This is a genomic window from Parabacteroides sp. AF17-3, assembly GCF_003635445.1.
Lineage (GTDB): Bacteria > Bacteroidota > Bacteroidia > Bacteroidales > Tannerellaceae > Parabacteroides > Parabacteroides goldsteinii.
The window spans coordinates 240,315-262,065 of sequence record NZ_QTMM01000008.1 but is presented as its reverse complement, the minus strand read 5'-3'; the positions used below and the strand labels follow the sequence as shown (position 1 = coordinate 262,065).

General features: G+C 45.7%; 16 protein-coding genes and 1 riboswitch. Of the genes, 2 read left to right on the top strand and 14 right to left on the bottom strand.

The genetic code is table 11. The features are described from left to right. Positions 1–127: 127 nt before the first annotated feature. The 5 genes from aldA to DWW91_RS12960 all read right to left on the bottom strand — a co-directional run bounded on the left by aldA (position 128) and on the right by DWW91_RS12960 (position 7,953). Positions 128–1,564 (bottom strand): aldehyde dehydrogenase, encoded by a 1,437-nt coding sequence (aldA, locus tag DWW91_RS12985; protein WP_122327965.1) that lies wholly within the window; start codon positions 1,562–1,564, stop codon positions 128–130. A 308-nt stretch (positions 1,565–1,872) separates the two neighbouring features. Further along, entirely contained in the window at positions 1,873–3,054 is a 1,182-nt protein-coding gene (locus DWW91_RS12975) for a TolC family protein (protein ID WP_010803507.1), read from the bottom strand. Beyond that, a complete protein-coding gene (locus tag DWW91_RS12970; RefSeq protein ID WP_122327964.1) occupies positions 3,051–6,131 on the bottom strand; it encodes an efflux RND transporter permease subunit in 3,081 nt (1,026 codons plus the stop codon). Before DWW91_RS12970 ends, DWW91_RS12975 begins: the two co-directional genes overlap by 4 nt. Before the next feature lie 100 nt (positions 6,132–6,231). Beyond that, entirely contained in the window at positions 6,232–7,470 is a 1,239-nt protein-coding gene (locus DWW91_RS12965) for an efflux RND transporter periplasmic adaptor subunit (protein ID WP_010803509.1), read from the bottom strand. 93 nt (positions 7,471–7,563) lie between these two features. After that, on the bottom strand, positions 7,564–7,953 hold the full coding sequence (locus tag DWW91_RS12960) for a DUF6769 family protein (protein ID WP_228100026.1): 390 nt from the start codon (positions 7,951–7,953) through the stop codon (positions 7,564–7,566). Positions 7,954–8,481: 528 nt separating this feature from the next. Here DWW91_RS12960 and DWW91_RS12955 point away from each other — a divergent pair. After that, on the top strand, positions 8,482–9,444 hold the full coding sequence (locus DWW91_RS12955; RefSeq protein ID WP_007653387.1) for a hypothetical protein: 963 nt from the start codon (positions 8,482–8,484) through the stop codon (positions 9,442–9,444). A gap of 93 nt (positions 9,445–9,537) precedes the next feature. Here DWW91_RS12955 and DWW91_RS12950 read toward each other — a convergent pair whose 3' ends face one another. The 3 genes from DWW91_RS12950 to DWW91_RS12940 form a co-directional block, all read right to left on the bottom strand. Further along, a complete protein-coding gene (locus DWW91_RS12950) occupies positions 9,538–10,308 on the bottom strand; it encodes a sulfide-dependent adenosine diphosphate thiazole synthase (RefSeq protein WP_010803511.1) in 771 nt (256 codons plus the stop codon). A gap of 60 nt (positions 10,309–10,368) precedes the next feature. Further along, a riboswitch (TPP riboswitch) is annotated at positions 10,369–10,464 on the bottom strand. A gap of 18 nt (positions 10,465–10,482) precedes the next feature. Next, positions 10,483–11,124, bottom strand: a complete 642-nt coding sequence (locus tag DWW91_RS12945; RefSeq protein ID WP_007653382.1) for an AAA family ATPase — start codon at positions 11,122–11,124, stop codon at positions 10,483–10,485. A 46-nt stretch (positions 11,125–11,170) separates the two neighbouring features. Continuing rightward, on the bottom strand, positions 11,171–12,526 hold the full coding sequence (locus DWW91_RS12940; protein ID WP_122327963.1) for an MATE family efflux transporter: 1,356 nt from the start codon (positions 12,524–12,526) through the stop codon (positions 11,171–11,173). Positions 12,527–12,601: 75 nt separating this feature from the next. On the opposite strand from DWW91_RS12940, the gene DWW91_RS12935 reads away from it, so the two are divergent. Then, on the top strand, positions 12,602–13,069 hold the full coding sequence (locus DWW91_RS12935; RefSeq protein WP_010803514.1) for a GAF domain-containing protein: 468 nt from the start codon (positions 12,602–12,604) through the stop codon (positions 13,067–13,069). A 44-nt stretch (positions 13,070–13,113) separates the two neighbouring features. Here the strand turns inward: DWW91_RS12935 and DWW91_RS12930 are convergent, their stop codons facing one another. The 6 genes from DWW91_RS12930 to DWW91_RS12905 form a co-directional block, all read right to left on the bottom strand. Continuing rightward, the gene (locus DWW91_RS12930; protein WP_122327962.1) at positions 13,114–16,092 is read right to left on the bottom strand and encodes a glycoside hydrolase family 2 TIM barrel-domain containing protein; all 2,979 of its coding nucleotides are present in this window, start codon (positions 16,090–16,092) and stop codon (positions 13,114–13,116) included. A gap of 29 nt (positions 16,093–16,121) precedes the next feature. Continuing rightward, positions 16,122–17,675 carry a sodium/sugar symporter gene (locus DWW91_RS12925; RefSeq protein WP_122327961.1) on the bottom strand — a complete coding sequence of 518 codons (1,554 nt, stop codon included), beginning with the start codon at positions 17,673–17,675 and terminating at the stop codon, positions 16,122–16,124. A 250-nt stretch (positions 17,676–17,925) separates the two neighbouring features. Continuing rightward, entirely contained in the window at positions 17,926–18,720 is a 795-nt protein-coding gene (locus DWW91_RS12920; protein ID WP_010803517.1) for an SDR family NAD(P)-dependent oxidoreductase, read from the bottom strand. Positions 18,721–18,724: 4 nt separating this feature from the next. Continuing rightward, positions 18,725–19,894: a mandelate racemase/muconate lactonizing enzyme family protein gene (locus tag DWW91_RS12915; RefSeq protein WP_046146846.1), complete on the bottom strand. Its 1,170-nt coding sequence runs from the start codon at positions 19,892–19,894 to the stop codon at positions 18,725–18,727. Between the two features lie 17 nt (positions 19,895–19,911). Next, a complete protein-coding gene (locus DWW91_RS12910) occupies positions 19,912–20,604 on the bottom strand; it encodes an RraA family protein (RefSeq protein WP_010803519.1) in 693 nt (230 codons plus the stop codon). 142 nt (positions 20,605–20,746) lie between these two features. Next, positions 20,747–21,613: an AraC family transcriptional regulator gene (locus DWW91_RS12905; RefSeq protein ID WP_007653369.1), complete on the bottom strand. Its 867-nt coding sequence runs from the start codon at positions 21,611–21,613 to the stop codon at positions 20,747–20,749. Positions 21,614–21,751 lie beyond the last annotated feature (138 nt).

The window sequence follows — 21,751 nt, the reverse complement described above, 5'->3', positions numbered from 1 at the left end:
TATTCAATATTACCGAACGCAGATGACGCAGAAAACACAGATACTCGCAGATTTATAATTTCTTTTCTTATAAAACATCTGCGTTACTCTGTGTATTCTGCGTCATCCGCATTCAGTAATAGCTTAATTAACCCTGCGTCTCCAGATAAACGACATGAGTCTGAAGGTATTCTTCCAGGCCATGCTTACCGTCAGCACCACCAATACCCGATTTACGCCAGCCGGCATGGAAACCCTGCATGGCTTCAAAGTTTTCACGATTGATATAAGTTTCACCGAACTTCAAGGAACGCATCAGCTTAAACGCCATATCCAGATTCTGTGTATAGACGGAAGAGGTCAACCCGTATTCGCAGTCATTTGCCCAGGTAATAGCATCTTCCACTTCTGTAAACTCTACAACCGGGAGAACGGGACCGAATGTTTCTTCCTGGATAATATCCATCTTCTGTGTACAATTAGTCAAAAGGGTCGGTTCAAAGAAGTAGCCTTTAGCTCCGATACGTTTGCCTCCATAAGCCAGGGTCGCCCCCTGCTTAACGGCTTTTCCGACTTTTTCTTCCACTGATTTCAAGGCACCGGCATCAATCAGCGGTCCCATATCCAAATCTGCGACCTCGTTGGGGTTGCCTACTTTAACCTTACCAAAGCCATCCAGCAACTTTTCAATAAAAACATCTTTAATACTGGAATGCACATAAACACGTTCACAACAGTTGCACACTTGTCCGGTATTGATCACGCGGGAAGCAATGATCGACTTCACGGTCAGATCCATATCCGCATCCGGCATAACGATAGCCGGAGCCTTTCCTCCTAACTCCAGCGATACCTTCGTCACATTAGCTGAAGCGGCTTCCATCGTCTGCACACCGGCAGAAACACTTCCTGTCAGGCTGACCATTCCGACTTTCGGATTAGCGGCCATCTCATGCCCGACAACCGATCCGCGACCATTTACGATATTGAATACACCTTTAGGCACTCCCGCTTCATCCACGATCCGGGCAAAGACATACGCATTCTCCGGTGTCAACTGACTTGGTTTCAACACAATCGTATTTCCTGTCAACATAGCCGGGGCTGCCTTACGGGCAACCAGGAAGAACGGGAAGTTCCACGGCAATATACCGGTTGTCACTCCGATAGGTTTCTTAAATACAAAGATAGTCTCATGAGGACGGTCGCTGGGTATGATCTCTCCTTCATAACGGCGTGCCCAACCGGCCATATAATCGATATAATCGGCTGTAAAGTTAACTTCCACATTGGCCAGTCCCTGCGTCTTGCCTCCTTCACGTACAATAATATCCGTCAGTTCTTTTTCCCTTTTTCGAATTCCCTGTGCTATTTTGGTCAGATACTGTGCACGTTCAATGGAAGTCAGTCGTTCCCATGCTCCTTGCGCCTTCTCCGCCGCATCGATGGCAGCCCGAACATCATCCACTGTCCCGTCAGGCATACGGGATATAACTTCTTCCGTAGAAGGATTCAACACATTGATCCACTTTCCGGATCGATTCTCGATGAACTGTCCATCGATGTACATTTCTAAATCTTTCATGGTCTCTTTAAATTGATAATTAATACTAATATGTATTCTTTATACGAATTAAGGCATTCTGATACCTGTTATCCACAGATATGTCTGATTATCGGTCTCCTAAACAATGCTACATTGTATAATCTCCTGGTAAAAAGTACTTTGTAAAAGTAAAAACTTATTTGCATAATAAAAAATACAATGATGAAAAAAAACAGTACGATAACTTTTTATAAGTTTAGTAACCAATATACGGCTCAATGGGAAGCTATAATAAAAAAGGTCCATGCCCGAAAAAGACATGAACCTTCCTTATTTTATAAGAAAGTTTATAACTTATATTTATACAATTGCGCCATCACCTTCTGATACTCGTTCTGCAACTGCATATAATTCTGCATGCTCTGATAGAAAGTCGTTACATCAACGAAATATTCAATCATACTGATTTGGCCGGTCTGGATAGCCTTATTCAACAATGCCAGGCTATTTTGGCTTTTCAGAACCGTATTGTATTCGTCCATAGAAGTCTTCAGAGCGACCGACTGGTTATACAATTGGTGCAATTCACTTTCCACGGTCGTTGTCGTACTTTCCAGTTGAAGGTCGGTATAAAGAGCCTGCGCTTTAGCCTGCTTTACATTATTCCTGTTTGAGAACAAAGGAATGCTGATACCAACCAGGAAACCGTTAAAACGTTCTCCGCCGGTAGCCGTATTCATACGATACCCCAACTCAAAACTGGGTAAACTCTTCGATTTATTGACGCTCAACTGGCGGCGGGCAGCCACCTGCTCGCTTTTCAACGTAAGCAACTGAGGATTGGAAGTCACAGCCTCCGCACATAATTCTTCGAATGACAGGATATCACCGTCCGACATATAGGTCGTGTCCGTGAAGTCGATAGCAATACCACCATTCAATGTTGCCAGTTCCTGAAGTTTGGCAATACGGGCAGACTCGTTCATACGGGCTTCCGTTTTCGCATTCAGCAGCTCCAGGTCAATCTTATTTGTTTCCAGAATATTCGCATCGCCGGTTTCCAAACGCATGGCATACAGTTCCGCCAGTTGTTCCGCATTCTGCCTGCGTTGGTCGAGTAATGCCCGTTGCTGGTTCAGCAGGACCAGGTCAAGGCAAATCTCTTTTGCCTGCAAAAGTATTTGCTGACGAAACTCTGCCCCCTGGCGGTCGAAACTGGCGGCTTTCGATTTCGCCAGTTTATTCTTCTGCACATATACCGAAGGGAAGTCGAACGACTGGGATGCAACCAACTCTCCCTGTATCCCCATCCCTTCCCGGTTGCCGTACTGATGTACATAGGAAACTGAAGGGTCTGGCAGGTTATTATCCAGCTTCGCTTCCAATTTCTTAGAAACGGTAAGCTGGTTGTTTGCCTGCAATTCTTTATTATTGGCTTCGATACTGCGCAGGACGGCATCGATAGAATTCTGCCCGTTCACTGAAAGCGCAGCGGAAGCCAACAAGGTAATTACTATGAATTGTTTCATTTTTCCTTATTCATTAAAAGATAAACAATAGGGATAATAAATCCGTTCAAGAAAGTAGATGTCAGCAACCCTCCCAGGATGACAGTCGCCATCGGACTCTGTATCTCATTACCCGGCAAATCTCCGTTCAATGCCAACGGTATCAATGCCAAAGCCGAACTTAAAGCAGTCATAAGAATCGGGTTCAGACGGTCCAGCGAACCGTGTATCACCGTATCGTAAACAGAGAACCCTTCACTGCGCAGCTGTGCATAATGACTAATCAGCAACATACCGTTTCGGGTAGCGATACCAAACAGCGAAATGAAACCGATAATAGCCGGTATACTGATTTCGCCGGAAGTCAGCCACAAAATAAACACGCCACCAATCAAAGCCAACGGCAGGTTCAGCAGGATGACACCACTCTCTTTCGCATTCTTGAACTCATTATAAAGCAACAGGAAGATTACCAGCAAAGACATCAAAGAAGTGAGCAACAGCGTGCGGCTGGCAGCCTGTTCACTTTCAAACTGTCCGCCATATTCGATATGATACCCTTCGGGCAACTTGATTGATGTTCCAATCTTATTCTGAATATCATTTACAACACTGCGCAAATCCCGTTCGGATACGTTCGCACTGATTACTAACTTACGCTGAACGTTTTCACGGTTAATCGTATTCGGACCGGTTACCGAACGAACCTCGGCAATATAACTCAGCGGGATTTTCTTCCCTCCGGCATCTATCATCAGATTACGGATATCTTCCATCGTTGCACGGCTTTCGTCGGAAGTCTTTACTGTCAGGTCAAATGTTTTACCGTCATCATACACCTGGCTGACAACTTCGCCACCCAGCATGACATTAATATATTCTTCAAACTCAGGAAGAGATACGCCATATTTAGCCATCAGTTCACGTTTCGGCGTGATGGTCAGCTGCGGACGTTCAATCTGCTGTTCTACTTTCAGGTCAACCAGGCCCGGAATACTCTGGATAGAGTTTTTAATATCGTTGCCAATCGTAAAGAGACGGTTCAAATCGGTACCGAACAGTTTGATGGCGATATTGGCTTCCGTTCCCGAAAGCATCGCATCGATACGGTGAGAGATAGGCTGGCCGATTTCGATATTCGCACCACTGATAGTCGACAGCTTCTTACGGACATCATTCATCACAGTTTCCCGGCTACGGTCTTTCAATACGAACGGGGCCTCTATCTCCGAAACGTTCACACCCAATGCATGTTCATCCAGTTCGGCACGTCCGGTCTTACGGGCCACCGTCTGGATTTCGGGCACCTGCATCAGTAACTCTTCCGCCCGATGTCCCATCCTGTCTGATTCATCCAACGAAATACCCGGCAGCGAACTTACATTAATAGTAAAAGAACCTTCGTTGAAAGGAGGAAGGAAACTGCGTCCCAGCGTAAAGAAAATACCCAACGCCACAAGGAACAGACCTACTGTAGAACCCAGTACAATCTTCTTATGCGCCAAGGCAACTTTCAATGCGGAAGCATATACCTCCTTCAATTTACGGGCTACCCATGCCTCTTTTTCTATCTTCTTATCGGTCGACTTATTACCCAGCAAATAACTACACAATACCGGCGTCAAAGTAAGTGCAACAACGGTAGATGCAAACAAAGCAACGATAAACGCAATACCCAGCGGCACCAACATGCGTCCTTCCATACCATGAAGGAAAAACAGGGGTACGAAACTTACCACAATAATCAACGTGGAATTCAAGATAGGCATACGCACTTCACGGGAAGCGTCATAAACCACCTCCAATACCGAGCGTCGCTCTTCCGGAGGAAGCATCCGGTTCTCCCGTATTCGTTTATACACATTCTCCACATCGACAATCGCATCATCCACCAGCGAACCGATAGCAATCGCCATACCGCCCAGAGACATTGTATTAATGGTCATCCCCATATAATGCAAAACCAGTATAGAAACGAGCAATGACAAAGGCAATGCCACCAGCGAAATCACCGTCGTACGGATATTCATCAGGAAGAGGAACAAAACGATGACAACGAAGAAACTTCCTTCAAACAAACTGTTCTTTACATTATTAATAGAACTGTCGATGAAACGGCTCTGACGGAAAATATCGGTAGAGACATTCACATCCGACGGAAGGTTCTTTTGCAGGTCGGCAACGATACCGTCCAGCTTGTTTGTCAGGTCGATTGTACTGGTATTCGGTTGCTTGGTCACCGTTATCAACACAGCATGTTTGCCGCGTTCAGAAGCTGTACCCAGTTTAGGACTTTTGCTTCCTATCTTCACCGTCGCCACATTTTCCAGCATAACCGGAAAACCGTCTACAGTCTTGATAACCCCTTTTGCCAGTTCCTCCACTTTCGGAGTGGAAAGAACGCCACGGATGATATATTCATTGTCATATTCATACAAGACGCCGCCATTTGCATTGCGGTTCATATTACGGCAGACCGTCAGGACTTCATCCAACCCTACTCCATAATGTTTCATACGGGCGGGGTCAAGCAATATCTGATATTCTTTGATATCGCCACCAATCACAGCGACCTGTGCCACACCACCTGTCGACAACAAACGCGGACGGATTGTCCAGTCGGCAATCGTACGCAAATCGAGCAAAGAAGTAGAATCGGCAGTCAGACCGATAATCATCATTTCTCCCAAGATAGAAGATTGCGGTCCCAGCGTCGGCTTGCCTACATTCTCGGGAAGGCTTTCACTAACGACTGCCAGCTTTTCCGAAACAATCTGGCGGGCACGGTAGATATCCGTTCCCCAGTCAAATTCAACCCATACAACAGAGAAACCGGTGGTAGAGGAAGAACGTACACGGCGCACATCCATAGCCCCGTTCACTGCTGTTTCTACCGGGAAAGTCACCAGGCGTTCCACTTCTTCAGGAGCCATACCATTTGCTTCCGTCATGATAACCACGGTCGGAGCATTCAGGTCGGGAAACACATCTACATCTGTATGAAAAGCTGTATAGGTTCCCGCTATCATCAGCAGCAATGCACAGATCAGGACAACCAATCTGTTATGCAGCGAGTAATATATTATTTTATTCAACATAAGAATAATTATTTAATTAGCCGATATGCCAATGTGCCAATCAAGATAGTACCATGAGATTTCCATTGGCACATTGGCATATTTGCATATTTGCTCATTATTAATGATTATGAGTATGAGCCGGAATAGCATTGGAGGCAGAAGCCAGTTTGACCTGGTAAGCACCTTGTGTAACAACCGTATCTCCCGGTTTTAGACCAGACAGAATCTGGACTTCAGCACCATTGTTGGCACCCAGTTTCACTTCCTGCTTTTTGTATCCTTCCTCATCCAGACGGATAAATACGGAATAAACGCCTTGCTCTTCTATCAACGCGGAAACCGGAACGCTCAACACATCCTGCATCGGAGAGGTAAGCAAATAGATTTCAACAAACGAACCGGGAATTACAGCCCCTTTATTATCAAATTCAAAAGTCACTGGGATATAAAAAGAATTGGCATCCGAAGCCTTTCCGTAAGAAAGTAAACGTCCGTGAAGTTCGGAAAGCTCATACACCTGGTCGTCATAAGGAGTTCGGAAATTAGCAGACTGTACAGCCGGTAGATATTGATAATACTTTTCCGACACTTCGGCACGAAGCACCAGGCGGCTATTCTGAGAAATCGTAGCCAACGGTTGTCCCACAGCTACATAATCGCCTTCTTTCACCTGAAGGTTCTTCAAGTATCCGTTCATCGGAGAAACAACCGATACACCGTTCTCTGTTTGTTTACCGGCAATGGCATCGTAAGCGGCCTTTGCATTTTCATAGTTCAGACGTGCCTGTTCAAAGTCCTTGGCAGAAACGATCTTATCTCCCACCAGCTGTTGCATACGTTCATATTCCTTCTTGGCATTTTCGTATGCATATTTGGCACGGGCTGCCACATTCCCCTCAGACAAATTACTGGAAGCCAGGCTCAGGATAGCCTGTCCTTTCCGGACCGGAGTACCGTCCACAAAAGATAAACTGCCGAATGTAACGATACCGGGGACAGTAGCAACCACAGTCGTTTCATCGCCTTGTGCAGCCATCACGCTTCCGCTGGTCTTTATCACATCGGTAAAAGGAGCCGGTTCCATCACTTTCGTCTGTAAACCGACTGCTTTCGCTAATTCTTCTTTGAAAATGATTTCATTGGAATGTACGCCGGCGGCAGCTTCATTCCCATGTTCGTGTCCTTCATGCTCGTCTCCTTCGTGTTCATGGTCATGTCCTTCATGCTCATGATCGTGCCCCTCTTCATGTTCATGTGCTTCATGATCATGATTATGCTCTTCAGATTTAGTAGCTCCGCCACCACAACCTGCAAATATGTAGGCACATAAAACCCACAATAAATATATCTTTTTCATTGTATTATAATGTGTTATTAATGCGTAATAAATAGCTCGGCGTTTAGATAAAAACACCGAAAAGCGAATAAGGTTCGCCACCATCAGTAACAATTATAACACAGGAGGGGCTCGCAGTCCACTTGCACACGTTATCCAGCTATCGTGCAGAGACTCAATATAAAAGGCTCGACTGCGTTCAAAAGGTTGTCCGCAAAAAGCCGGTTCGGGAGGGTTAATATAATCAAATAAAACTTGCAAAGGGAAAAGCAGATGGCTAGCATCCACATCCGTCGCATGTGACAGCAGAGAGGTGAAAAGAGCAACATTATGCCCGTTACAACCGCAATCGTGAGAAGAAGCACTCTTGTGACTGTGTTCAGTCAGCGGTTTAAAACAAGGCAGACCGTTACTATGATGATGATGCGGTATAATGACCGAAAGCAGCATGATGATGCCGGCTATCAACATTACGTAACGGATTATGTTTTTCTTTGCTTTCATATTTATTCTGCAAAAATAGAAAGTTTATTTTGCAACACAATGGCAAATATCAGATATATAGCAAAAAAAAATTCCGGCCGAGAGTCACCTCCCAGCCGGACAGTTGTTCATGGTATTAGCATTAGTGGTCTACTCATTCTGATTATACAAGCAAATGTTTGGTTAGGTCAATAATTTATAAACAAAAAATCTAAGACTAAAATAAAATAAAGTTCATCCATTCTAATGCTATTTCAATTAACATCACTTAGTATTAATAATAAACTGCAATAACTATCCGTTCAAACCATCATTGCCGTCTCTCTTTTGAGATATGCGAATTTACTAAGCAAATACGGGAGTTTTATTTCGCATATAAGGTATTTTCAGTCATATCTATTTCTCATTCGTCTATTTACCCCCTCCGCATTTTCGAAAATACGCAACCCGTGAGTGTGCTTATTACATTTGTTGCGTTTTTCGAAACAATACGCTTTGTTTATTGTTTAATAATTGAACATATATATTATTTAAAAGGGAGAATTGGAAATGAATACAGATGTATTAAATACAAATCTGATCGAGGTAATGAAAGAGAAGATACCGGATGGGGTTAATTTAGCGAATACCCTGATGGATATTCTCTACATAGGAAAAGAGGCCGTATACAGAAGATTACGCGGCGAGGTTCCCTTCACCCTCAATGAGGCTTCCATCATTTCAAAGAAACTGGGAGTTTCACTTGACCAGATCGTGGGTATAAGCTATACTAATAACGCAATGTTCGACCTGAATCTTTTACATTATTCAGATCCTATCAAAACGTATTACAAAATCCTTGACCACTATCTTGAATTGTTTGAGTCTCTGCGCGACGATCCGACTTCGGAGTTAAGTACAGCCTCAAATATGATACCACAGACTTATTATCTGAAATACGATAGCTTGTCTAAGTTTCGGTTATTTAAATGGATGTACCAGAATGAAAAAGTAAATTGTGTAAAATATTTTTCAGAATTAAATTTATCCGAAGAACTCAAACATGCCCAAAAGGCATTCGTAGAAGCCAGTACATATATACAAACAACAAACTATATATGGGACAGCATGATGTTTAACTACCTGGTGAACGATATTAAATATTTCGCCAGCATTCATTTAATCACGGAAGAGGAAGTAACCAAACTACAGGAAGAACTCCTCCGGCTATTGGACGACCTGGAGACAATCGCTTCCAGAGGTAAATTTGACTCAGGCAAGGATATACATATATATATATCCAACATAAACTTCGAAGCCACATACAGTTTTGTGGAAACATCCAGTTTGCAATTAAGCCTGATCCGGATCTTTTCGATCAACTCGATCACATCGAGAGACAAAGAGATGTGTAAGAACCTGAAAGAATGGATTCAATCCTTACGTAAGTTTTCTACTATGATCTCCGAAAGCGGAGAAATGCAGCGTATACAGTTTTTCAAAAAACAACGGGAACTTGTAGAGAAGATGTAATAGGAAGCATGAGTTTTTATGTTACTATATGAAGAAAGGACGGAAATCTGTAAAAAGATAACCGTCCTTTCTTTTCATGTATATCAGATAATCTTATTTATCCAGTTTTGCACAGATCAGTTCTGCCGCTTTCTTACCGCTCATCAGCATACCACCGAAAATCGGTCCCATACGGAAGCTACCGCTTACACCGTTGGCTGCCATACCTGAAACAAACAGTCCCGGATAGATTTCTTTTGTATTTTCTACCGTTGTCTGTTCACCCAACTCAACGTTTAATGAACGTTCGCCGATTACACCGCCGGTCGGGGTATTCAGTTTGATATCGTTTTTGCGGGCAACAGTACGTGCCACTTCGCAGTCGTGTCCTGTTCCTTCCAATACGGCTTTTGCCATAATAGTCAGCGGGTCTACATGCATACCTTCGCGGATTACCGGAGCCCAGTTAACTACCACACCGGCTACTGCATCGTTGTGGAATACCACATCTTCCACAGAATAGCAGTTAAAAATAGTAGCACCGGCTTTTGTTGCCTGATAGATCAATGCAGAAGTAGTATGAACCGAATCCATAATATAAGTACCATTGCCGGCATCATGATAAGAAACGCCCAGTTCCTTCACGATCGGCATGGCTTCTTCCTGTACGACAATATCATTAAACATCATGGCACCGCCCCACATGCCTCCTCCCGGAGCCAGTTTACGGTCGAAAAGAGCCACTTTCTTTCCGGCTTTAGCCAGATAATAAGCTGCTACGATACCGGAAGGGCCACCACCAACAATAGCCACATCAATTGATAAGTTGCTCTTCAGTTTTGCAAAATAAGAGTCAATAATCCCCGTTGAAACGATCTGTTCCATTACAATAATAATTAGAGTTTAAACATCGGAGAGCACATAGAGGTTAAAGCTCTCCTTTATTTAGCAATTCTACCGATTCTCCCTTCACGGCATTACCCGGGCAGGTTCTATGGGTATAATCTCAGCCTGTGTATTAAGGCACCCCTATGATAAGTCGACGACAAAGATAGTAAATTATCCGAAATGTGGCGGACGCTTATTCATTTTCCGTTCAACAAATGCTTTCATGAACTCGACAGTCTCGTCTACACCCAATACGGATACGTCGATAGAAAAATTATAGGAAGAGGCTACACCCCATTCTTTATTCGTATAATAATTATAGTAGGCTGCACGCGATTTATCGGTCTTCCCCATCAGTTCCTTTGCTTGTTCGACAGTGATATTCTGGCTTTCGAGGATGCGCTGGATACGGTTTTCCATATTATTATGGATAAAAAAACTAAGACAATCCGGATCATCGCGCAGGATATAATCGGCACAACGTCCCACCAGCACGCACGACTGCTCCGATGCCAACTTGCGGATTGCGTCACTCTGGAATTTAAACAGTCCGTCGTTGGAAAGAATGTCATTATAAGGAGTGAACATTCCCATATAAGAATATCCCATAGTAAAAGCATACGCCAGTCCGCTCGAAGCACGTTCGTCCGCCTTTTCAAAAAACTCTTCGCTCAATCCGCTTTCCTTGGCGGCCACCGCCATCAACTCCTTATCATAATAACCGATGCCCAATGCCTGAGCCAGTTTTTTCCCTATTTCACGACCACCACTGCCAAACTGCCGACCGATGGTCAATATGATTTTGTTATCCATATACTAACCGATTTTATTATCCTGCGATAAATATACAATATTTTTTTTAGTTAGGTGATTCATGTTTAAACTTCTTGAATTGATTCACCAGTACGATTGCCGTAACGACTGTTGCGATCGTATCGGCAACCGGCATACTGATCCAGACTCCCAGCGTACCGAAGAAGCGGGGAAGGACAATCAGACAAGGAATCAGAAACAACATTTGCCGGGTAAGTGACAGGAATATAGCCTTCTTCGACATACCGATCGAAAGGAAGAAGTTCGTTGCCACCATCTGAAAGCCGACTATCGGGAAAACGGCAAATACGATATGAAGACCGAACACGGCCGCTTCCACCAGTTCGTCATCCGTTGTAAACATATTCACAATCAGGGTCGGGAATAACTGGCAGAGCAGAAAACCGGTCGTTGCCACTCCGATTGCCCACTTCATCGTCAACTTGGTTACTTCCGTTACACGGGGATATAAGCGGGCACCGAAATTATATCCGGCAATAGGTTGCATTCCCTGGTTGAAGCCCATAATAATCATTACAAACAAGAAAATAATGCGGTTTACGATACCATAAGCACCAATCGCCATGTCTCCCCCATGTTCTTTCAGACCGCGGTTGATCAGGATAACAATCAGACAGGAACAAAGATTCATCAAAAAAGGCGACATCCCGATATACAGAATACCCTTCACCACCTCTTTCCTCAGTTTATAAATCCCTTTCTTAAAATGGAGCAACTGTTTCGGACTTGAAAAATGAATCATCTGTCCCGTCAAGGAGATTACCTGCGAAATGACTGTCGCCCATGCAGAACCCTTGATTCCCCACTCAAAACCAAAGATAAAAATCGGATTCAAGATACAGTTTATCACCACAGAAGCCAGGGTGGCATACATAGCCTGTTTGGGAAAGCCCGACGAGCGCAACACCGCATTCAATCCCAGATACATATGGGTTATCACATTCCCATATAAAATAATCTGCATGTAATCGCGGGCATACCCTATCGTATTTTCACTGGCCCCGAAGAAATAAAGAATAGGGTCGAGCAAGAGCAAAAAGACAATGGTAAAAGCCACCCCGAGCAGTACATTCAGGACAAGCACATTCCCCAATACCTGGTTGGCCCCTTCATAATCCTTCTGTCCCAGCTTTACCGAAACTAATGTAGAAGCACCGACACCAACCAGCGAACCGAAAGCTGCCGCCAGATTCATCAACGGAAATGTCAGAGCCAGACCCGAAATAGCCAACGGTCCTACCCCATGTCCTATAAAAATACTATCAGCCATGTTATAAAGCGAAGAAGCGGTCATGGCTATAATTGCCGGAATAGCATACTGCGTAAGCAGTTTTCCGATACGTTCGGTACCCAGTACCAAAGGAGAGTTTTGTTTTGTCATAAAAATCAATTGATGCGCAAAGGTACGGATATTTACGATTAATTTTTACCTTTGTTTTCCTATAATAATTTAAATATGGCAGAGAATTTAATCATAACGGAAGGAGACAAAGAACAACAATACCAAACGTTGTTCCCCCAGATAGAAGCGTTGCTGGCCGGTGAAACAGATATGACAGCCAATATGGCGAATGTTGCCGCAGCATTGAAACAGACATTCGATTTCTTTTGGGTAGGTTTTTACGTGGTAAAAGAAGATATGTTGGTGCTCGCCCCTTTTCAGGGACCGATTGCCTGTACCCGCATCCGGCACGGCAAAGGTGTTTGCGGTACGGCATGGAAAGAAGCAAAGACCCTGATTGTTCCGGATGTAGAGCAGTTTCCCGGGCATATAGCCTGTAATGCAGCTTCCAGGTCAGAGATTGTGGTTCCGGTGATCCGCGAGGGGAAAGTCATAGCGGTTCTCGATATAGACAGCGATAAGCCGGATAGTTTCGATGAAGTCGATGCAAACTATCTGGAAAGGATATGCGGGTTGCTTTGATATAAAAAATAAGAGGTGGTTAAAACCACCTCTTACAAACGAGTTTAAAAGATGATCTCTATTTTACCAAAACAAGGGTTAGCTTCGAGTGTCTTACAATAGTTTCCCCAAGCAATTTCCGGGTAATCCCAACGGTTATTGACATACAGGATCAGTTGTCCGTCGGCTCGCTTATTGGAGCGGCAGGCAACGGAGGCATCCGGTGAAATAACCGACAGGCCGGTGGACGGATTACCGGCGTTCAACGTATAATAATAGATGTTCTCCTTCATACCCTTTGCCATTTGGGTAAGCGGACGATCGCAATTCGCTCCGGCATCGGCCCAGTAATAATAATTATGCGTATCCATTTGCCAAGGTTGCTGCGGACGTTCGCCGTATGCCACCTGATTCGGGTTATAGAGAGAAGTTTCCCCCTCATTGCCGGCAAACTCTCCGGTCGGATAATAACTCCAATGTCCGCGACGTTTCCATTTGAGTTGCTCCATCGTTTCGGGAAGATAGAACGAAAGTCCCGTTTCACGCAGGAAACCATTAGGCTGCCCGTTTGTCAGGTAATTGATTTCCATACGACCTTCCGGGGAAATCAACAGGCGGATATCGGTATCGACATCGTTATAACGGCCCTTCAATATGACCTGTACATTTTTACCCTGCTTCATATACGTAATACTCTGTTTTCTCCAATCCGCATCAGCCGTCAGGAACTTGGTGGCGCTTTTACGGACTTCAGCTCCGGTCAGATGATTCAGGTTGATATCCAGATTCAGGAAAGGGCCCTTTTCAATAAATACTCGTCCGTCGACCGTTGCGTTACAGATTAATCCCGTTTCTTTGCAGAAAGGTATTTCGAAGCCATCGCCTTTCACGACAATACGATCGGCATTTTCCTCAACCAGAAGCGGACCATTACGGTGCGACTGTGGCAAGGTAATCGCCGGCTGTCCCAGCGTCACAAGTGAAGCATCTATTAAATCCCCACCGGCAGTAAAGAAACGGATAAGAAGTTCGCTTCCCTCTTCCCAGTTTTCAGCCGGGATAATCAGGACTCCTTTCTGATGCGGCGCGATGGATGCTGTCTGCGTCTCTTTCTCTATTCCTTTATATGTATAGCGCACTTTTATTTCATTCAGGTCAGTATGGTCGAAGCGGTTGTAAACGGGAAGCAACAGGCGCTCACCCGTCGTATAGTCACCCACTTGTTCCGTCAGCAGGCGGACAGGCGAATAGGCTTTCTTGGTTGCCCAGAACTCCGGTTTCTCACGGCGCCAGACATCGACTATTCCCCATTCACCGTAACCGACACAGTTGCCCTGGAAATCTTCCGGCTTGGCTGTACGGGCAAATTCTTTCCAGAAAGAAGTACCCATCTTCGGTTCGGGCAGCATGAACGTCTCGTCGATATATCCCCAAATCGCACCGCCCAAACCTCCGGGAGCATCAAACAGGCCGCTCCACATCTTATCGATAGAGATTCCCCAGAACTCACGGATGTTCGGATCATCCTGCAAAGTCTTATAGGTATAGCAAGCCGGGTGCGCCCATTCATCGAACAAAGCCGGGATGCCATGCCCCTGGTAATTACGCGTCGCACGTCCCCATTGATTCAGGTTGCCATCCACATCCTGATAATGCATGCTGAGAATATCATATATCGGCTTCTTCTCGCCCACCGAACCGGGATAACTGAAAATGACCGGACGTGTCGTATCCGTTGCTTTCACCCAATCCCAGCAATCCTGGAAATTCTTTCCGTACACACTCTCGTTTCCAATCGACCAGAACAGGACGGACGGATGCGAACGGAATGCCTTCACCATCTCACGGCATTGTGACAAATAACGGGGAGCAAACTCCGCACTGTCCTGCGTCCTGCCGGGAGCATAGTTCTTCTGGCGGTATGTATCGACAAAGCAGACGGCCGTTTCGCTCTCCACATAAATACCAAAACGATCACAGAAATGAAGGAAACGTTCGGAGGGCGGATAATGCGAAGTACGCACGAAGTTCATATTCGATTGCTTGAAACGAAGGGCGTCCAGGCTATCCAGTTCGGCTGTCGTGGTACGCCCCAGCGTCGGATGGATATCGTGGCGGCAGGCTCCGCGCAGCTTAACGGGAAGGCCGTTCACCAGCATACGGTCCTTTACAATCTTCACGTCACGGAAACCAATTTGCTGACTGAAGCGGCTGATTTCCTTGCCTTCCTCACGAAGCGTAACCGTTAATGTATAGAGGTTCGGATGTTCGGCATCCCATTTCAACGGATTGCGGACGGGGAGTTCATTACTGTTTCCGTCTTCTTTCAATACAAAAATACTTTGTGACAAAGGGACCTGGCGACCTGCGGGGTCGGTCAGGCTGTAGACCACTTCTGCATTTCCCGCCGTCCTGCCGGTATAGGATACTTTCAGCACGGCATCCCGGTATAACGAATCGAGATGAGTCTCCGCCGCAAAATCGTAGAAACAGGTTTCCGGCAAGGCGAAAACCGTTACATCCCGAAGAATACCGCCAATCGGATGATGGGCATACCCCGAAGCATAGGAGATATCATCGATGCGATCGGTTATTTCAAGCTGTATCTCATTCTTTTTTCCCGGCCGTACAAATTCCGTCACATCTGTCTCCCAACGGGTAAAACCGCCATGATGTTCACGCACCTGTTTCCCGTTCACCGAAAGGACCGCGTGGCTATATACCCCGTCGAAACGAAGAATGACCCGTTTCCCTTTATAATCGGCCGGAAGGGTAAATGATTTACGATAAAGATAAGGCGTATCATGTTCGATAGCATATCCTTGCATAGCCAGTTCTCCCGGAACCTGAACGGTATTCCATTTACCCTGCGGGGCGAAACGGAATTGCCAGTCACCATTTAACAGCAGGGAGGACGAACTCATTCCCCCGACTTCAGCAGGTATGATATAGGATGCATCTATCGGCAAAGCCTGCAAACCGGCAGCCATACTCCCATGCCCGATAAAGCAACAAGAAGCCATAAGTAATAAGATCTTTTTCATATTATGTGTTATTACAATTATTTCTATATTCACCACCAAAGGCAATAAAACGTCACCAATATAGCAATGACAATCAATGACATCACATTAAACAGCCGGCTGGTACGGAACAAACCGGGACGATGGGTGGTATATTCCTCATTCATCTGTTTACTGCTGCCCAACAGGATGATCAAACCGCAACAAAGCAGAAAGACAATCCCCATACGGTCCAGCCAGGGTAATTCGGGACAAAGGAATTTCATCAGCGTAGAAAACACAAACGAACCGAGAGCCGCAGCCAATGCCCCGTTTGCCGTTGCCCGCTTATAGAAAAACCCCGCCAGGAAAATAGCCAATGCCCCCGGACTGATAAAGCCGGTGAACTCCTGGATATATTGAAACGCCTGGTCCAGCCCCGACAACATCGGAGCAATCGATACCGCAATCAGCAACGACCCGAAGCTGGCCCATCTCCCGGTCAGAACCAACTCCTTCTGTCCGGCATCCTTCCTGAAATAAGAGCGATAAATATCCATCGTAAAAATAGTTGAAATACTATTCATCATCGAGGCCAGCGAACTGACAATAGCCGCTGTCAGCGCTGCAAAAGCAATCCCTTTCACTCCTACAGGCAGCAGATTGCTGAGCAACCACGGATAAGCCTCGTCCGACTTCTCCAACGGGGCATTCAGGGCAAAGGCTGCAATCCCCGGAATCACCACCAACAAAGGAACCAGCAGTTTGATAAACCCGGCAAACAACATACCGTTCTGCGCCTCTCCTACCGATTTGGCCGCCAAAGCACGTTGGATGATATACTGGTTACATCCCCAGTAATAGAGGTTGGCCACCCATAGTCCGCCGACAATAACGGAAATACCCGGCAAATCCTTATAGCTTGGATGCGACTTGTCGAGAATCAGATGAAATTTATCTTCCGCCTGTGTATAAAGGTTCGTGACTCCCTGCCATACACCTTCTCCGCCACCCAGCATATTCAATGCGATATTAGTGGTTATCAATCCTCCGCCAATAAGAAATACCACCTGGATGACATCGGTCAGCGCCACCGCCTTCAGTCCGCCATAAATGGAATAGATTCCGGCAAAAGCCGCCAGTCCGACAATGCCCCAAATCATAGGGACACCCATCACCTTTTCGATCGTCAGTGCACCGAGGTAAAGGATGGAAGTCAGGTTGATAAAGATGAAAACAGCCAGCCAGAAAACAGCCATAACAGTCTTGACCCGTTTATCGAAGCGTTCCTCCAGAAACTGGGGCATGGTAAATATCTTCTTTTCGAGGAATATCGGAATAAAGTATTTGGCGACGATAATCAGTCCCAGCGCCGCAATCCATTCGTAAGTAGCCATTGCCAACCCGATTGCATAACCGGAACCGGACATACCGACAAACTGCTCCGCCGAAATATTAGAAGCAATAATCGAAGCACCGATTGCCCACCAGGCCAGTCCGCGCCCCGCCAGGAAATAATCGCCGGCATCCCGTTCTTCTCCTTTTTTCTTCCGGGAGACAAACAGGCCGACAAACAGGATCAGGGCACAGTAGGCGATAAAAATGACCAGGTCTATAGTATTCATGGTATCAATATTTAATGTTCTATATCTTTTTCTGAAAATATGGTCAAAATCCTCTGCGAAATTGCCTCGCTAATTAGAAAGGCATTATAGATTACCTACTAAATAGCCTAGTTAATCAGAAAGGCACTATAATCATACTACAAAAATGCCTTGCTAATTAGCTAGGAATTATAGAAGATATACAAAGTTGCCTTTCTGATTAGCAAGGCAATTTCGCAGAAGATTATTATATGCTTCATTTCAATATCAGTCAAAATTCATCCTGCATCAAGGCCGAACGTCCTCCATCCATCAGAATCGTCGTTCCACTGATAAACCGGGCTTTGGGAGATGCCAGATAGACACAAAGTGCGCCCACTTCGTCCACCGTGCCGATCCGTTTAACCGGATGCAGGTTGATCGTTCTCCGGCGTTCCTGCTCCGCATCCGGAAAGGAGTCAAACCAGGTATCGTTGCCCGCCGTATCAATAAAACCGGGTGCTACACCGACCGTACGGATGGCTGGTCCCCATTCAATTGCCAGGTTACGCACCAGTCCTGTTATCGCCGTTTTGGTAACGCTATACGGAAAACATCCGGGTATCGTACCGAACGCATGGTTGGAAGTCATCAACAGGATGACACCTTCCCCACTCTTTTCGAGATAAGGCTTACACAACTTTGACAACCGCCAATGGGAAGCCAGATTCAAATCCAGGTTATACTGCCAACGTTCTTCGGTACATCCTTCGGCTCCCTCAAACACATTCACTCCGGCACTGGAGACCAGGATATCTATCCGCCCGAACGTGCCGACCGTTTCCCGAACCAGCGCTTCCAGGTCTTCCGGACAGGTCACATCTGCCTGCCTGTATAAGGCCCGTACCCCCTCTGCCTCTACGGCTTTCCGGAAGGCAACCGCACATGTATCGCCTGCCGCTTTCCGGGAACACCCGGCAACATGGGCTCCGGCCTTTGCAAACTCGATAGCCGTACCCAATCCTATGCCGGATGATACACCGGTAACAAGCACCACTTTATCTTTATAGTCTATCGTAAAACTCATACGCTTAAATATAGAAGTTATCGGGAGCGTTCGTAGTAATACCCGGATGTTTCTCCATCTCCTCTTCCACCAGGTCGACGCCTAAGCCGGGACGATTGGACAAATGCAGATGACCGTCGTAAACCATTTCGGCAATCGGATGGTCGATCACCGTATCTCTCCAGGGAACATCGTTGAACATAAACTCCTGACGGAAGAAATTCGGTATCGCGGCACACACATGCGAAGAAGCCAGTGTCGATAACGGCCCATTCGGATTGTGAGGTGCAATCAGCACATTATAGGCTTCCGCCATCGTAGCCATCCGTTTCATTTCCGAAGGGCCTCCGCAACGGGTAATATCCGGCATAATCACGTCACAGACATGTTTTTCCAACAAAGAACGAATACCGAAACGGGTATAATGGCGTTCTCCCACACAGATGGCCACATCCGAAGGGATACGTTCACGCATAGCCCGCAAAGTCTGGGAACTTTCGGGGCCGGCAGGTTCCTCATACCAGGTGATATCCAGCTTTGCCAACCGTTCGGCCATCTTCACTGCTACGCGGTAGTTCAGCATGGCATGCGTCTCGATCATAATATCGAACTCCGGTCCAACCGCGTCGCGGACAGCTTTCGATACATCGAAAGCCAGGTCCTGTTGCTCGGCTGTCAAAGTCAGATTCGAGGCCAGGTCTTCTCCATAAAAATAATTGGTATGTGCAAACGGGTCGAATTTCAATCCGGTGAATCCTGCCTCTTTTACTTTCAGGGCCTGCTCCGTATAATCTTTTGCATTATGGCCACCGCCGGTAAACCAATAGTTTGCATACAACAGAATATCTTTGCGATAAGCACCTCCCAGTAATTCATAACAGGGAACACCCAACACTTTCGCCTTCAGGTCCAGTAAGGCCATGTCGATACCGCTGATAGCGCACAGGCTGGCTCCATACGGGCCGATCCAGTTCAGGTCACGATAAAGTTTTGTCCAGATAAAATCCGTTTTCATCGGGTCGAGGCCGATAATACGCTGTCCCACATGTTTGGCAGCTTCGAAAACGATCGGGCTCCCGGGCCAGTTGGTTGCTTCGCCGACACCGGTGTAGCCTTCGTCTGTATATATTTTAAGTAGCGTCCAGTTATATTTGATACCTTGTACCAACCATACTTTAACATCTGTGATTTTCATTATCTATTCCGATTTAATTACATTATACCAAACTGATCGAAAGCATCACGTGCTTTCATTCCTTCCTGAATTTTCTTTAATACCATACGCTCGCCGCGGGCTTTTTCAAGGGCGCGGGTAAAGACTTCTTCTTCAATGCTGCGGGGTACGACACATACACCGTCGATATCTCCTATCAGTATATCGCCATCATTAATTCGCACGCCATCCATTTCGATAGGTACCCGATAATCAATTACTTTTCCTCTCGGCGCCTGGTCTTGTGCATAAGGTCCGTAAGAAAAACAGGGAAAGTCGAGCGCCAAAATACCTTTTGTATCACGGGAATATCCATTGACCACTGCGCCGGCCGCTTTACACTGGATAGCACGGGCACTCATCAACTCTCCCCACAAAGCATAACAAGGAGACGAACCGGAGCAAACATATACTTCATCTTCCTTCAAGTCATCCAACGCTTCGAGCATCAACCCGAAAGAGCGTTTCAGCAACGGATTTTCTCCGCACTCTTTGCCATGTTCCAGCACATCAGCCTCCAGCACGGTCATAGCACGTCCCACCACCAGCATATCATCCCGAAGCGGACGAATCTGCGGTGGAAGGAACTGACGGGTATATCCCATCTTATCCATTATGTCACCGATTACTGCGGTATAAAGCTCCTCCTTTATCAAAGAGAACAGAGCTTTATCATCATTCCATTCTTTCATATCCATATAGTTTATCAGTATAAATTATTCAATGATTACTGATCACAAAGTTAGCCGGAGTATACAAAAAGTCAGCCCGAAATTCATATCTCAACGTATGCAGGAAGGACCTTTTACGAAAAAAATGTGTACAAAACGGAAACTACTTGGTAACTTCCCGCGGAGTGATCCCCATCTGCTGTTTAAAGACCCTTGAAAAGTATTGCGGTGATTTGAACCCGCAGATAAAACAGATTTCCTTGATCGACATCTCCGTATTGCGCAACAATTCAATCGCTTTGTTAATACGGATCTGATTCAGATAATCCAGCGGGGAAAGATTCAGGTGTTGTGCAAACAGTTTGCGGAGGTACCGTTCGCCTACTCCGGTCTGCCCGGCCACATCACTGATGGATATATCGGTCTGATAATTCATACGAATATAGGAAATTGCCTTTTTCAGCGACTCATTTGTACAAATCGGCAGGTAAGATTCATCCATGTAACGATAGATAAGAATCAGCAGTTCCGCATAGTACATCACCACCAGGTATTGATAGTATTTATTTTTTAGGTTCATCTCGTTTACAATGCGTTGGACAGCCCGCATGATACGGACATTATTCACGATTTTAATCAGGCGGTTCTCTTCCGAAAAGATCGTTACGGGAGTCAGCTCGCCTGTCTCATCCTGTGCATGCGGATTGAAACGGGAAAATATTTCCGGTAGAAATTCCAGCTGCATCAGTGTCGTTCCTTCCGAGCCTGCTTCAAAGGTATGTTCCACATTCGAACAGATAATCATCATCTCGTTCTCATTGAAACTGATACTTTCGTTTTCCAGATGAAGGATGCAGTTGCCTTTCTTTACATAGTTGATCTCGATGCGCAGATGCTGGTGAGGACCGAATGTTTCAAACGGCTGGAAAGAGACGAAACGAAAGACATCTGCCAAACGTTTATATTTTAGATTCTCCGTTATCCCCTCTAAAAGTCCCCAAAGAGACTGTTCTGTTGTCTTGTTATCCATGATATTCCTTTCCCTTGTTCTGAAGCAAAGATAGAGAAAAGACAGTACCGGATTTTACACTTCGAAGAAAAAAGAAGGACCGAAATGGTATCTTTCGGTCCTTTAACTTATACAAATCGGAACTAACCTATATATTCC

Coding starts and splice junctions, on each gene's coding strand:
- aldA (WP_122327965.1), bottom strand. CDS start 1,564: ATGAAAGATTTAGAAATGTACATCGATGGACAGTTCATCGAGAATCGA.
- DWW91_RS12975 (WP_010803507.1), bottom strand. CDS start 3,054: ATGAAACAATTCATAGTAATTACCTTGTTGGCTTCCGCTGCGCTTTCA.
- DWW91_RS12970 (WP_122327964.1), bottom strand. CDS start 6,131: ATGTTGAATAAAATAATATATTACTCGCTGCATAACAGATTGGTTGTC.
- DWW91_RS12965 (WP_010803509.1), bottom strand. CDS start 7,470: ATGAAAAAGATATATTTATTGTGGGTTTTATGTGCCTACATATTTGCA.
- DWW91_RS12960 (WP_228100026.1), bottom strand. CDS start 7,953: ATGAAAGCAAAGAAAAACATAATCCGTTACGTAATGTTGATAGCCGGC.
- DWW91_RS12955 (WP_007653387.1), top strand. CDS start 8,482: ATGAATACAGATGTATTAAATACAAATCTGATCGAGGTAATGAAAGAG.
- DWW91_RS12950 (WP_010803511.1), bottom strand. CDS start 10,308: ATGGAACAGATCGTTTCAACGGGGATTATTGACTCTTATTTTGCAAAA.
- DWW91_RS12945 (WP_007653382.1), bottom strand. CDS start 11,124: ATGGATAACAAAATCATATTGACCATCGGTCGGCAGTTTGGCAGTGGT.
- DWW91_RS12940 (WP_122327963.1), bottom strand. CDS start 12,526: ATGACAAAACAAAACTCTCCTTTGGTACTGGGTACCGAACGTATCGGA.
- DWW91_RS12935 (WP_010803514.1), top strand. CDS start 12,602: ATGGCAGAGAATTTAATCATAACGGAAGGAGACAAAGAACAACAATAC.
- DWW91_RS12930 (WP_122327962.1), bottom strand. CDS start 16,092: ATGAAAAAGATCTTATTACTTATGGCTTCTTGTTGCTTTATCGGGCAT.
- DWW91_RS12925 (WP_122327961.1), bottom strand. CDS start 17,675: ATGAATACTATAGACCTGGTCATTTTTATCGCCTACTGTGCCCTGATC.
- DWW91_RS12920 (WP_010803517.1), bottom strand. CDS start 18,720: ATGAGTTTTACGATAGACTATAAAGATAAAGTGGTGCTTGTTACCGGT.
- DWW91_RS12915 (WP_046146846.1), bottom strand. CDS start 19,894: ATGAAAATCACAGATGTTAAAGTATGGTTGGTACAAGGTATCAAATAT.
- DWW91_RS12910 (WP_010803519.1), bottom strand. CDS start 20,604: ATGAAAGAATGGAATGATGATAAAGCTCTGTTCTCTTTGATAAAGGAG.
- DWW91_RS12905 (WP_007653369.1), bottom strand. CDS start 21,613: ATGGATAACAAGACAACAGAACAGTCTCTTTGGGGACTTTTAGAGGGG.